At 37.2% G+C, this 14,057-nt stretch carries 11 protein-coding genes and 2 pseudogenes; 8 read left to right on the forward strand and 5 right to left on the reverse strand.

The features are described from left to right. Positions 1 to 715 precede the first annotated feature (715 nt). The 3 genes from AC1DTM_RS10910 to rpsD form a co-directional block, all read right to left on the reverse strand. Positions 716 to 1,168 carry an SMI1/KNR4 family protein gene (locus AC1DTM_RS10910; protein ID WP_002112284.1) on the reverse strand — a complete coding sequence of 151 codons (453 nt, stop codon included), beginning with the start codon at positions 1,166 to 1,168 and terminating at the stop codon, positions 716 to 718. A 12-nt stretch (positions 1,169 to 1,180) separates the two neighbouring features. Next, the gene (locus tag AC1DTM_RS10915; protein ID WP_088099565.1) at positions 1,181 to 2,764 is read right to left on the reverse strand and encodes an HNH endonuclease; all 1,584 of its coding nucleotides are present in this window, start codon (positions 2,762 to 2,764) and stop codon (positions 1,181 to 1,183) included. A gap of 507 nt (positions 2,765 to 3,271) precedes the next feature. Next, entirely contained in the window at positions 3,272 to 3,874 is a 603-nt protein-coding gene (gene rpsD, locus AC1DTM_RS10920) for a 30S ribosomal protein S4 (protein ID WP_002145373.1), read from the reverse strand. A gap of 398 nt (positions 3,875 to 4,272) precedes the next feature. On the opposite strand from rpsD, the gene megL reads away from it, so the two are divergent. After that, positions 4,273 to 5,451 (forward strand): methionine gamma-lyase, encoded by a 1,179-nt coding sequence (gene megL, locus AC1DTM_RS10925; RefSeq protein ID WP_016106353.1) that lies wholly within the window; start codon positions 4,273 to 4,275, stop codon positions 5,449 to 5,451. A 62-nt stretch (positions 5,452 to 5,513) separates the two neighbouring features. Here the strand turns inward: megL and AC1DTM_RS10930 are convergent, their stop codons facing one another. Then, a complete protein-coding gene (locus AC1DTM_RS10930; protein WP_002160224.1) occupies positions 5,514 to 5,993 on the reverse strand; it encodes a GAF domain-containing protein in 480 nt (159 codons plus the stop codon). A gap of 147 nt (positions 5,994 to 6,140) precedes the next feature. On the opposite strand from AC1DTM_RS10930, the gene refZ reads away from it, so the two are divergent. Further along, positions 6,141 to 6,779, forward strand: a complete 639-nt coding sequence (refZ, locus tag AC1DTM_RS10935; protein WP_477000224.1) for a forespore capture DNA-binding protein RefZ — start codon at positions 6,141 to 6,143, stop codon at positions 6,777 to 6,779. Positions 6,780 to 6,832: 53 nt separating this feature from the next. Here the strand turns inward: refZ and AC1DTM_RS10940 are convergent. Further along, positions 6,833 to 6,957: pseudogene (locus AC1DTM_RS10940) on the reverse strand (EamA family transporter); the annotation flags it as partial. 8 nt (positions 6,958 to 6,965) lie between these two features. On the opposite strand from AC1DTM_RS10940, the pseudogene AC1DTM_RS10945 reads away from it, so the two are divergent. From AC1DTM_RS10945 to mbcS, 6 genes and pseudogenes are all read left to right on the forward strand, one after another. After that, positions 6,966 to 7,143 (forward strand): annotated as a pseudogene (locus AC1DTM_RS10945) (LysR family transcriptional regulator); the annotation flags it as partial. Between the two features lie 211 nt (positions 7,144 to 7,354). Next, positions 7,355 to 9,064: a septation ring formation regulator EzrA gene (gene ezrA, locus AC1DTM_RS10950; protein WP_002160226.1), complete on the forward strand. Its 1,710-nt coding sequence runs from the start codon at positions 7,355 to 7,357 to the stop codon at positions 9,062 to 9,064. A 274-nt stretch (positions 9,065 to 9,338) separates the two neighbouring features. Then, positions 9,339 to 10,481, forward strand: a complete 1,143-nt coding sequence (locus AC1DTM_RS10955; RefSeq protein ID WP_016106352.1) for a cysteine desulfurase family protein — start codon at positions 9,339 to 9,341, stop codon at positions 10,479 to 10,481. Between the two features lie 6 nt (positions 10,482 to 10,487). Beyond that, entirely contained in the window at positions 10,488 to 11,702 is a 1,215-nt protein-coding gene (gene thiI, locus AC1DTM_RS10960; protein WP_477000225.1) for a tRNA uracil 4-sulfurtransferase ThiI, read from the forward strand. A gap of 79 nt (positions 11,703 to 11,781) precedes the next feature. Further along, the gene (locus AC1DTM_RS10965; protein WP_000168891.1) at positions 11,782 to 11,976 is read left to right on the forward strand and encodes an alpha/beta-type small acid-soluble spore protein; all 195 of its coding nucleotides are present in this window, start codon (positions 11,782 to 11,784) and stop codon (positions 11,974 to 11,976) included. Between the two features lie 345 nt (positions 11,977 to 12,321). Further along, positions 12,322 to 13,908 (forward strand): acyl-CoA synthetase MbcS, encoded by a 1,587-nt coding sequence (mbcS, locus tag AC1DTM_RS10970; protein WP_002112269.1) that lies wholly within the window; start codon positions 12,322 to 12,324, stop codon positions 13,906 to 13,908. Positions 13,909 to 14,057 lie beyond the last annotated feature (149 nt).

Raw genomic sequence — 14,057 nt, forward strand, 5'->3', positions numbered from 1 at the left:
TCTTTAAGCTCATTCGGATGCTCGGGTGATGCAGGGGTTTTTAAGGTTGAATGTAAATAGAAAAGGGGAAGGTATAGTTTATGTACAAAAGAATACGTTGTAAAAATAATATTAACAAAAGGAGAGTATAGGAAAGAAAAATGAGTTATGGGATAGAGCGTAGTATGTTTCCGGTGTTAGAAGAAGAGGGGAATTTTTATTAATGTGAATAAAAAATTGATGAAATTCTAGAGAGAGGGTTAATTTTTATTAACTATAGACTTGCAGTTCTTTTTTATTTTGTTACATTGTTCCGTTTCTATACATATACCGGCTATATTCAATAAAAAAAGCCCAGGCCCCTTGATAAACAAGGTTCCTAAGGCTTTTAATACTACTCTTTGCAGATGTAGTTAATTAAAATATATAATGTGAATAGACACTAGCAATGCTTTAGCCGTACTCTATTAGAGGTACGGCTTTTTTGTTTTAGTTACTCATTATAAAAAACTATAAATTCTACATAATAAAAGCCACAACTCATGAGAGTGTGACTTAAATGTTTTTTTATTAAGCCTCAGCTTCGAAGCGTAAAATGATTAAAACTCCTAATGTAAGTTCAACAATTACAACTTATGTACAAGCACTGTAAATATTACGTTTTTGATGAATAATTACATAGACCAATAAAAAGAAGAACGTTTACCCTCAATACAAGGCGTTCTTCTTTTTTCTTTTATTCTTCGTCTTCAAAATCACGTAAGTTATTAAGCAATTCTGTGAAAGAGGAACAAACAGGGTAAATTGCTTCTTCCATCTCTTCTTCTTCGTGGTCCCAAAATACAACAGTTGGAGCTTCGAGATTATTTCGGTAATCAAAGCATAGAAGGTTACCAAACGGGTCTCTAGCAAAAGGGTATACTTTATCAACTAATCTATCTTTTATACCTTCATAGTTTTGGACAATCGAATATTTATCTTCTATATGAAGAGTTAAGAGGTCACTGAATACATTTTCATCTTGTCCTGGTACATCAAATACTTTTGGGTTAGGGTATCCCCCGTCATATTTCTTCACGCACGCAACAAAATCGTTGGGTAATTTAATATTAAAATATTGTTCTATCTTTTGGATTTCTTCGTCTGTAACTGGTGTTTTACTCATAAAGGACCATGTAATATTGTTCATTTTTGCCACTCCTTATTTATCGCTATCTTTTCCCCAAATTCTATATCCACCTGTATGACCAGTATCGTGATGTATCTGATAATCTACAAGTTGCATTCTACCAGTATCTTGATGGTGATGCCATGTGTAATGCTTTGGTGTTTCACCTTGTTTAAACATTTGGATTTCTTCTTTCGTAAATTTTGAAGCTAAATCAGGGTCTTTTATTATTTGTTCGTATAATGCTTTACTACATTTTCTAAAATGTGTTGGTCTAGATTTTTTGAAGTCTGCCTCTTTGAGGATTACCTCACCCTTAGATTTAAAAATAGGGAACCCATCTGCATCATACGGAATACCTGTAGCAGGATGTTTGTCTCCTGCCAACTCACCTTTTCTTAATCTTATTGTCTTAGGGCCATTTGGACCTTCATAAGTATATGGAGCTGCTTTCTGCAAATACTGTTGGATACTTCCAACTCCTGCATATGAGAAAGGAGTTCCAGGTATGAATTCATAGTTATTTAATATATGCAATGAATTTCTGTATGCAGAGGAGTTTGTTAGAAGCGATTTTCCTTTTGTAAGACTTGTAACAGCTTCTACTTTTCCTACTTGTCCAACTTTATCCAGACCTTTGCTACCAATAAAACCAGTGAGTAGCGAAGTGACTGCATAAGCTGCATAATGTTCTCTACTTTCCATATCCCCATTCCAAAATTCATTCATGAATGAATCTGATAAAGCATTCCATGCAGCAGGAAGTGTTTCCTCATAGTTTACAATCGCATCCCGCATATTCAACCAGGTCTCTTTATCTCCCAAAGCAACAAATCCGTCCCATGCGTCTACAACGCCATCTACTACACCAGTGGAAATACCAGTCCAGGCATCGTTCAAATCCTTTTTATTTCTATCCCAAAAGGATTGTTCTGATTGTGGTTGGATTTTGCCGCACATTGCACCTTCTTCAATTGAATTATCAGCCTGACGCTTCCTATCTTCTGTAATTGCTTGGATAGAAGTCACCCATTCCATATTCAAACCTTGTGTACTAAATGTACCACTTGCAGGACTAAAACCTTTTCCACTTTGGACTTCTGCAAGACCTGTTGCAATACTAGCAGCTAATTGAATTGCTGTACTGTAGTTATTGCTAGATGTTTGGTTGAACTGATACAAATGATCTAACTTTTCTTGAAGTTTGCGCCTCATGGCAATAAAAAGATTTACCATAGCATCCATACCTGGGATTGGCATAGCTTGACTGATAGCTTCCATACTTGCCTTCATTCGGTCAATTTCTCGAATTTGTTCTAATATTTCTTGTTCGATTACATCTGTCGAAGCGACCTGTGATTGAAATTGATTTGGAAAGGCATCATTCTGACGAATTAGTTCTTCACACAAATAAATGATTCCTTGTGCTAAAGGACGAAAAGTTTCTGCAAAGAATGCCTTTGCACTGTCATATGTTTGCCCTTGTAGAACAGTATCACTGGTGAAAGCATCAATCGACTGAATAGCTTGTTCCATACCTTGAATAGTAGCGGTACAGAAAGCATTCATACTTTGTGTTTGAGCCTGTACTTCTCCCAGATACATATTTAAAGACATGAACTTTCCCTCCCCTTTACAAGGAAATAATACCAATTTAAGGGRAGGGTTGTAAATGGAATATTCTCATAAATTCATGRTCAAAGAGGTACTTGTTCATTAAGTTCTTTAAKCTCATTCGGATGCTCGGGTGATGCAGGGGTTTTTAAGGTTGAATGTAAATAGAAAAGGGGAAGGTATAGTTTATGTACAAAAGAATACGTTGTAAAAATAATATTAACAAAAGGGGAGGAAGGAGAGTATAACAAAGAAAAATGAGTCATGGGGTAGAATGTAGTATTTTTTCGTTGTTAGAAGAAGAGAGATTTTTATTAATGTGAATAAAAAATTGATGAAATTCTAGAGAGAGGGTTAAGCATCATTAACTATAGGTCTACAGTTCTTTTTATTTTGTTACATTGTCCCGTTTCTATACATATACCGGCTATATTCAATAAAAAAAGCCCAGGCCCCTTGATAAACAAGGTTCCTAAGGCTTTTAATAATACTCTTTGCAGAGTACCGAGATTAACGAGAGTAGAACTCTACGATTAATGCTTCGTTGATTTCAGCTGCTAGCTCAGGACGCTCAGCGTGACGAGTGTAAGTAGCTTCTAACTTATCAGCATCGAAAGTTAAGTATTCTGGTACGAAGTTGTTAACTTCGATCGCTTCTTTAACAACAACAAGGCTGTTAGATTTTTCGCGAACGCCGATAGTTTGACCAGGTTTAACGCGGTAAGATGGGATATCTACGCGAGCTCCATCAACCGTGATGTGACGGTGGTTTACTAATTGGCGAGCTGCACGACGAGTGCGAGCTAAGCCCATGCGGTAAACTAGGTTGTCAAGACGAGCTTCAAGAAGGATCATGAAGTTTTCGCCGTGCTTACCAGGCATTTTACCTGCTTGGTCAAATGTGCGACGGAATTGACGCTCAGTCATGCCGTACATGTGACGAAGTTTTTGTTTCTCTTGTAATTGTAAACCGTATTCTGAAAGTTTCTTACGTTGGTTAGGACCGTGAGGACCTGGTGCGTAAGGGCGTTTTTCTAATTCTTTTCCTGTGCCGCTTAGAGAGATTCCAAGACGACGAGACAGTTTCCATGCTGGACCTGTATAACGAGCCATAGTTGACTCCTCCTTCAAAAATGTTTTTATTTTCGTAAAATAAAAACAGACGTAATCGATATTTACGGGTATTTTGTTTTCATGTACCTTCGCTCCAGCAGCAGGGAGTTACGAGATACACCTCCGCAGAGGAACAAAATACAAACGATAAACTCACATTACAAGGCTGCCTTTTTATTTTACACAAACGCTATTATATCTTTTACCTACAGTTTCGTCAAGCGACTCCCTTTTTGTTTTATGCAGATAAATTTTGGAAATTAACAAGAAGGAATTTAAAACAATATGAAAGAAGAGATAGAAACAGAAGTAAAACGCTTACATAAAATGTAGTAAAAACGTTCATCAGATTTTTCTTGGTGGATATGTGGCAATAAAGACATAAGGGGGATGTTTTTATGAAAAAGAAACATATGGAGACAGCATTAATTCATCACGGATATGAATCAAATGAAAATAAAGGGAGTTTAACGCCACCTTTATTTCAAACTTCTACATTTACGTTTGAGACAGCACAGCAAGGAGAAGCGAGTTTTGCGGGAGAAGATCCATCTTATATTTATTCAAGGCTTGGGAATCCAACTGTGAAATTATTTGAAGAACGTATGGCTGTTTTAGAAGGTGGAGAGGAAGCGCTGGCGTTTGGTTCAGGTATGGCAGCCATTTCAGCAACGTTAATCGGTTTTCTAAAGGCTGGAGATCATATTATTTGTTCAAATGGATTATATGGATGTACGTACGGTTTTTTAGAAGTATTAGAAGAAAAATTTATGATTACTCATTCGTTTTGTGATATGGAGACAGAGACGGATATTGAAAATAAAATTCGTCCAAATACAAAGCTCATTTTCGTTGAAACACCGATTAATCCAACGATGAAATTAATTGATTTAGAAAAGGTGATCGGGGTAGCGAAGCGCAATGACTTACTTGTTATTGTCGATAATACGTTTTGTTCACCTTATTTACAAAGACCTCTTGAGCTCGGTTGTGACGCCGTCGTTCACAGTGCGACAAAATATATTGGTGGTCACGGGGATGTTGTAGCGGGTGTAACAATTTGTAGAACGAAAACGTTAGCTGACAAAATCCGTCCGATGCGAAAAGATATCGGCGGTATTATGGCGCCGTTTGACGCGTGGTTATTGTTACGCGGATTAAAAACATTAGCAGTAAGAATGGATCGTCATTGTGATAATGCAGAAAAAATTGTATCGTTTTTGAAAAATCATGAAGCGGTAGAAGGTGTTTGGTATCCGGAAGGGGAATTAGCATCTCGGCAAATGAAACGAGGCGGGGGCGTTATTTCTTTTTCAATTAAAGGCGGGAAAGAGGAAACACAGTCGTTTATCAATGACCTCCATTTTATTACAATTGCCGTAAGTTTAGGTGATACAGAAACGTTAATTCAGCATCCAGCGACGATGACACATGCAGCTATTCCGGCTGAACTAAGAAAAGAAATGGGTATTTTCGATAATTTAATACGCCTATCTGTCGGCTTAGAATCATGGGAAGATATCGTTTCTGATTTAGAACAGGCACTAAAGAAGATATCAACGGTTAGCAATCAATAAAAAAGAGTGAGCTATCGGTTTCGTACGTTACGTACTTAATCGATAACTCACTCTTTTCTTTATTAAATATGTTTTAGGAGTGTTTCCACAAACTTTTCTAAATAATGCTGATCTACTTCATCGAAACGATTTTTTTCAGGACTATCAATATCAAGTACACCAATGATAGTTCCTTCTTTCAGAATCGGTACAACGATTTCAGAATTAGAGGCACTATCGCAAGCGATATGTCCTGGGAATTGGTGAACATCTGCTACAAGTTGCGTTGTTTTTGTTTCAGCTGCAACGCCGCAAACACCGCGTCCGAAAGGAATACGCACGCAAGCTGGCATTCCTTGGAATGGTCCAAGAACAAGCTGATTTCCTTCTGTTACATAAAAGCCAACCCAATTAACGCGATCTAAAAATTGATTTAATAGTGCGGACGCATTTGATAAGTTTGCGACTACGTTCGGTTCGCCAGTTAATAATGCATCTAGTTGTTTAATTACTGTCTCATATTGCTTTTCACGAGATCCTGCATAACTTTCTTTTGTAAACATGGAAACAACTCCCTTTTTATCGAGATATGTAAAATGGTAGCAAAATACGATGTATTTCACATGACTTTGTCGATAGAAAATTAAAGGAATTTGTCTTAAAAGTCAAGAAATTTAAACTATAGCTGTTCATTGAGAGGAAGTGAGCGCATGAAGCAGACGAAACAAAAGGTAATTGATGCGGCAATATCGTTGTTTAATACGAAAGGGTATGACGGGACATCGGTGCGGGACATTGCAAAGCGAGCGGATGTGAATGTAGCGAATATTTCATATTATTTTGCTGGAAAGCAAGGGTTATTAGAACAGCTTATTACTGATTTTTTAGAAGGATATATTCATGTAATTGAAACGTCATTTGAACAGAGAGAATATTTATCGGCTAAAGATGTGATGGTGCAAATGGTGCGCGGGATTTTACGATATCAATTTGATAATAGAGAACTGACACGTTTTTTTTATAGAGAGCTTTCGCTTGATACGACATTAATTCGTGAAGTGATGACCRTTTATTTTTCTAGAGAAAGATATTATATAGAGCAAATCATTAAACAAGGACAAATGAAGCAAGAATTTAAAAAGGTATCTTTTACAATGTTTATGACGCAATTAAAAGGCATGATGAATATGCCGTTTTTATATCCACAATATATATCAGAGGTGCTACACTCATTTCCATCCGAGACGTTTTTCTTAGAAATGTATACGAAGGAAATTGAGCAATGGATGGAACGAACATTATATAAAGCGAGTATGTATTATGAACTGCCAAGAGCTGTTCATATGTGAAAAACCCCCACCTAACGAATTGAGGTGGGGATTTTTATATGTTGTTTTCTTTGCTATAAATTGTTGCATACTAGCGCAATAATTGTTAATGAGGCGCCGGCAATTTGACAGTATAACCTTGAAACATAGAACCGATAAGTGTAAGTACAGGAACTAAATTCATAAATAATATGCCGTTATATAGTTGAAACATCTTATGCAGAACCGATGCTTGCAATGGTAAAAGCTGGCCTTGGTATTACTTTAATTCCGGAAATGGTGGTAGAGCAAGCGGTAAGGCAAGGAAATGTCACTTGTGCGCAAAAATTATTTCGCATCTCATATGAAAGAGTGCCTGTTATTACAATCATTTGAGGATAGGTAGTTAAGTAAGCGGAATATTAAGAAAGATTACATTTACATTTAAAGAAACATGAAATTTTAAAAAAAACTAGGTCAAAAACACGTCATTACATGGTATGATTAGAACATTGTTAGTTGTTAAATATAGGGGAATTCCCTTTTTATACATAATGCCTTCCATTTCATAAACGGAACGGACAAAAAAAGAGATATAACTTAGGAGGCTTTTTTGCATGGATTCTATCCTGACGATCGTTATCATTGTAGTAAGCTCTATTCTAGTGCTGCTCATGATAGAGCTTGTGATAAGAAATCGTTCATATAAAGATATTGAAGCACTGGAGCAGTGGAAACAAGAGATAAAAGATAAACCTGTGGCAGATGAACTAAAGCGGGTAAAAGATTTAAATATGACAGGTCAAACAGAAGAACTGTTTGGTAAATGGCGTGAAGAGTGGGATGAAATTGTATCAACAACTCTTCCGAAAGCTGAAAAAGATTTAGGGCAAGCGCGAAAATTCGCCTCGCAATTCTCCTTCCGCAAAGCAAAGCATGCGATGAAAGAATCCATAAGTGGTTTAGATGACGCTGATAATCGTATTACGGACATTTTAAATGAATTACAGCAACTGTTAGAAAGCCATGAGAAAAACAGCTCGGAAATTGAAGGGTTACGTGATACATATCGTAGTATGAAAAAGAGCGTTCTTGCTCATCGACACATGTATGGAGCAGCTGAGCAAAAAATTGAAGAGATGTTAGATGTTGAATCCGAGAAGTTCAAAACTTTTGAAGAGGCAACTGATAATGGTGATTATTTAAAAGCGAGAGAAATTGTTATTAGTTTAGAAGAAGGTTTAGCAAGTTTAGAAATCGTTATTCATCAAATTCCAGATTTATTGGTAGAGTGTCAAGCGACATTACCAGTTCAGCTGGAAGATTTATTACAAGGCCATGATGATATGATAAGACAAGGCTATGTATTAGAGTATTTGGAAATTCCTAAAGAAGTCCGCGATATGACGACACAACTACAAACATGTTTAATGGATATACAGGAGCTTTATATAACGGAGGCAGCAGAAAAAGTAGAGGACTTAAAAACTCGTTTAGACAGTTTTTATGATCAACTTGAACAAGAAGTGCATGCGAAACACTATGTGGAGCAAAAAACACTGTCTGTTTATGAAGATTTAGAAGAAATTCGTACAGAAACAATTGAAACGAAAATAGAAACACAACTTGTGAAACAAAGTTATCAATTACAAGACAAAGACATTGAGTCACAAAAAGTAATTGAAAAGCAAATGCATATTTTAATGAAACGTTTTGAAGTGTTGCAAATCCGTGTTGCTGAACAAGATATTGCATTCTCTATTATTCGTGAGGAACTAGAAGAGGTTTATGAGCAATGTGAAACTTTAAAAGTACTTCATGCAGAATATAAAGAAATGCTGCAAACGATGCGCAAAGAGGAATTTGAAGCACGTGAGAAGTTACAAGAAATGCGAAATACAATTTTTGAGACGAAACGTTTTATGCAAAAATCGAATTTACCAGGTCTTCCAGAGAGTATTATGGAAGATTTACAAAAAGGGCAAATGGCGATGCAAGCTGTGTATGAGCAATTAGAAGTAAAGCCGTTAAATATGAATACTGTAAATAGCAGTTTAGAAGAAGCATACACAGTTGTGAATGGTGTATCTGAAATGACGGAAGAATTAATTGGACAAGCGTATTTAGTTGAAAAACTAATTCAATACGGTAACCGGTACCGCAGTCATGATGAGAATCTTGCAGAAAGCTTAAATTATGCGGAGAAATTATTCCGTGAATATCAATACGATGCAGCTTTAGAACAAGCGGCTTCTATATTAGAGCAACTTGAACCTGGCGTTGTTCAAAAAATAGCTGAATATGTAGACAATGAGCAAACCCTTTAATAAAGGGTTTGTTTTTTTGTGTAATTTTGAAGTCGATGTTGCTATAATGAATAGCGGAATACAGTAAGGTCGTTCGTTTCAAAATAAAGTGAAACCGTAAGTGATGGGGTTTCATCCACCACTAATTATTAATCTTCACCACTCAGTATGCCTGCAAATGGCGGGGGGAAATGTACACTTTTATATAAAAACGGAACCTTTGAGTAGTCTTAGCGTAATTACACGTATTTGTGATATGATTATATGATGTGATAGCGTTGAAAGGGGAAGAACGATGATCTATTTTGATAATAGTGCGACGACGAAGCCATATCCAGAAGCTCTTCAATCGTACGTAACGGTTGCAGGGAAATATTTTGGTAATCCTTCTTCTATTCACTCGCTTGGAGGAGAGGCAGAGCGTCTATTAACACAATCGAGAACGATTGCGGCACAGCTCCTTCACGTTAAACCTTCTGAAATTATTTTCACATCAGGTGGAACGGAAGGGAATAACCTTGCGATTAAAGGGATAGCGATGAGGAATCGTTCGCGCGGTAAACATATCATTACAACAAATATTGAACACGCGTCTGTGTTTGAGGCATATAAACAATTAGAAGATCTCGGTTTTGATGTAACATATTTACCGGTTAACGAGCACGGTGTTGTATCGGTAGAAGATGTAAAACGAGTGCTTCGTGAAGATACGATTCTTGTGTCAATTATTCACGTGAACAACGAGACTGGAGCGATTCAGCCCGTTGCTGAAATTGGAACATTATTATCGAACCATCCGAAAATAAGATTCCACGTGGACCATGTACAAGGGATAGGAAAAGTACCACTTGATTTATACGCTTCTCATATTGACCTTTGTTCAATATCTGGACATAAATTTCATAGCGTAAAGGGGACAGGTCTTCTTTACATACGTGATGGTGTAAGATTAGATCCAATCTTATCAGGTGGTCAACAAGAGCTCAAGTATCGTTCAGGTACAGAAAATTTACCTGGTATTGTAGCGATGGTGAAAGCACTTCGTATGACGATGGAACAAGTGAAAGAAAAGGTAGTTCATTTGCAAAATTTACAAACAGAGCTGGTCCGTTTCTTTAAAGAGATGGAAACTGTAACGATTAATACATCACTTGAATATGCGGCACCGCACATTTTAAATGTATCATTTGTCGGTTTAAAACCAGAAGTAGTCGTTCATGCTTTAGAAGAACATGGTGTATATGTATCGACGAAGTCTGCTTGTTCTTCAAAAGCAAATGAAGTGAGCCGAGTACTAGTGTCAATGGGAGTACCGCACGCCGCAGCTACAAGTGCGATTCGCATTAGTCTAGCACCGGACAACACGATGGAAGAAGTAAAACAATTTGAAGGTATTGTTAAAGAGACAATGCCAAAATTATATGAAGTGATGAGGTAAAGAAATATGATGACATATGAATATATTTTAGTTCGTTATGGAGAAATGACGACAAAAGGAAAGAATCGTTCTAAGTTTGTAAGTACGTTAAGAGATAATGTGAAATTCAAATTAAAAAAATTCCCAAACATTAAAATTGATGCAACACATGATCGTATGTACATTCAGTTAAATGGCGAAGACCATGAAGAAATTTCTGAAAGATTGAAAGATGTATTTGGTATTCATAAGTTTAACTTAGCAATGAAAGTACCATCAGAATTAGAAGATATTAAAAAAGGTGCATTAGMAGCTTTCTTACAAGTAAAAGGTGATGTGAAAACATTTAAAATTACAGTGCACCGTTCTGATAAGCGCTTCCCAATGAAGACGATGGAGTTACTTCCAGAAATCGGTGGGCACATTTTAGAAAATACAGAGGATATCACAGTAGATGTTCATAATCCAGATGTGAATGTACGTATAGAAATTCGCAGTGGTTATAGCTATATTATGTGTGGTGAGCACATGGGAGCAGGCGGTTTACCAGTTGGCGTTGGCGGAAAAGTAATGGTACTTCTTTCTGGTGGTATCGATAGCCCGGTAGCAACTTACTTAACGATGAAACGCGGCGTATCTGTGGAAGCAGTTCATTTCCATAGTCCACCTTTCACAAGCGAGCGCGCGAAACAAAAAGTAATCGATTTAGCACAAGAGTTAACGAAATACTGTAAACGTGTAACACTTCACCTTGTTCCATTTACTGAAGTGCAAAAAACGATTAATAAAGAAATTCCATCTAGCTATTCTATGACAGTTATGCGTCGTATGATGATGCGTATTACAGAGCGTATTGCAGAGGAGCGTAATGCACTTGCAATTACGACTGGTGAAAGTCTTGGACAAGTAGCAAGCCAAACGTTAGATAGTATGCATACGATTAACGAAGTAACAAACTATCCTGTTATTCGTCCGCTTATTACGATGGATAAATTAGAAATTATTAAAATTGCAAAAGAAATTGGAACGTATGATATTTCAATTCGTCCATATGAAGACTGCTGTACAGTATTCACACCAGCAAGTCCATCGACGAAACCGAAGCGTGAGAAAGCAAATCGTTTTGAAGCGAAGTACGATTTCGCGCCGTTAATTGAAGAGGCTGTAGCGAACAAAGAAACAATGGTATTACAAACAGTAGAAGTAGTGGCTGAAGAAGAAAAATTCGAAGAACTTTTCTAAACCCATAAATTACCACATTCAAATGTGCATGAAGTCATGTTGTTTATCACACTCTATACTCACAAGGAGGTGATACAACATGGCAAGCACAAATAAATTAGCAGTATCTGGTGCTCAAGCAGCATTAGATCAAATGAAATACGAAATCGCTCAAGAGTTTGGTGTTCAACTTGGAGCTGATGCAACATCTCGCGCTAACGGATCTGTTGGTGGCGAAATTACTAAACGTCTAGTTTCACTAGCTGAGCAACAATTAGGCGGTTACCAAAAATAATCCCATATACGATGGCTTAGAAAGAGCGGGTTCTCCCGCTCTTTCTTTTTTTTGTCATTATTTATCCCGCTATTTGTGGGCAGTAATCCCACCTCGAAATTCGGCGAATACGAAGAAGTTAGGTGGGAGTCTTACGGCCCGTAAASGCCCGATTGGTGCGGGCTAATAATCAGTGGGGGATGGACAAAACCCCCACTGATTAAAGTTTCACTTTATCGATAAATCGATATAATTTTATTCAACGGTTCGACATAAATATAAAAAATTTGTCAAAAGAAGAGGGTTCAAAATTCACAGAAAATTCTTTATTATATAAGAGAGGCATAGAAATAAAGGAGGATGTTTATGAAGAGAGAGGAATTGTTGGCGCCGCCATCTTATAACTTAGTTTCGGAAATAGAGAAATATACGAGTGATAAAGAGAAGCTTGCTTTAATTTGGCAAGATGATAAAGGGAATAGACGAGAGATTACATATTTTGAATTAATGCAAGGTGCGAATAGAATTGGAAACGCTTTTATAAAAAGTGGCTTACAAAAAGGGGACAAGCTCCTTATTATGATGCCGCGCTTAATTGAAGCTTACATGACGTATATTGCTGCGATTAAAGCAGGATTTGTCGTTATTCCAAGCTCAGAAATGTTGCGTAAAAAAGATATTGAGTATCGTATTGGGCACGGAGAAGTAAAGGCTATCGTAAGTTACGAACCGTATATTGGACAATTTGACGGCGTAGAAGCGGTGGAATCTCTTCAAAAATTCGTCTTGAGCGAGCGTTCAGTAGATGGTTGGACGAATTTAAAAACAGCATTAGAAACAGAAAGTGACATGTTAGAAATGGCGAAGACAGATAAAGAAGATATGGTCTTTTTATCTTATACGTCAGGGACGACAGGAAATCCAAAAGGAGTTGTTCATACGCATGCTTGGGCATACGCTCATTTACGTACAAGCGCTCCGAACTGGCTCGGAATCGAAGAAGATGATGTTGTATGGGCAACGGCTAGTCCAGGTTGGCAAAAGTGGATTTGGAGCCCGTTTGTAGCGACTCTCGGTTCAGGTGCAACAGGATTTGTATACCACGGTAAATTTGAACCGAAAACATATTTAAATTTATTAGGCGATAATAAGGTGAATGTGCTTTGTTGTACACCGACTGAGTATAGATTAATGGCAAAGGTAGAAAACTTAAATGAGTACAATTTAGAAGCGTTACATAGCGCTGTATCAGCTGGTGAGCCGTTAAACAGAGAAGTGATTGAAACGTTCCAAAGGCATTTCGATATTACGGTAAGAGACGGTTATGGGCAAACGGAAAACACATTACTTGTTGGGATAATGAAAGGGATGGATATTAGACCAGGATCAATGGGAAAACCAACGCCAGGAAACCATGTTGATATCGTAAATGAAGAAGGTATTCCGGTGCAGGTAGGAGAAGTTGGTGATATTGCAGTTCACATTGAAACACCAGCACTCTTTAAACAATATTATAAAGACGATGAGCGTACAGCGATGCAATTCCGCGGTGATTATTATATTACCGGTGATAAAGCGAAAAAAGATGAAGACGGCTATTTTTGGTTTGAAGGACGCGGAGATGATATCATTATTAGCTCTGGCTATACAATCGGGCCGTTTGAAGTAGAAGATGCACTTGTAAAACACCCATACGTAAGAGAATGTGCGGTTGTTGCAAGTCCAGATGAAATTCGCGGAAGTGTTGTGAAGGCATTTATCGTATTAAGAGAGAATATAGAAAAGAACGAAGAAACATTAATTCCAGTGCTCCAACAACACGTCAAAGAACTCACTGCACCATATAAATACCCTCGCAAAATTGAATTTGTAGATGAACTACCAAAAACGATTTCCGGAAAAATTCGCCGTATTGAACTTAGAAAACAAGAGATGGAGCTTCCTTCAAAATAATTTTGAAAATGAGGAAGTAAATAGTTGAATGAAATGTAAAACGTATGATATTATAAAAACGAACACAAGTTCGATTTTATAAATTTAAAAAAGAGGTGTCCGTATGATTTTAGGTATTAATCCTTACTTAGTTTTAGATGGTAGTGGGC

This window comes from Bacillus sp. P4_D3 (assembly GCF_056401855.1).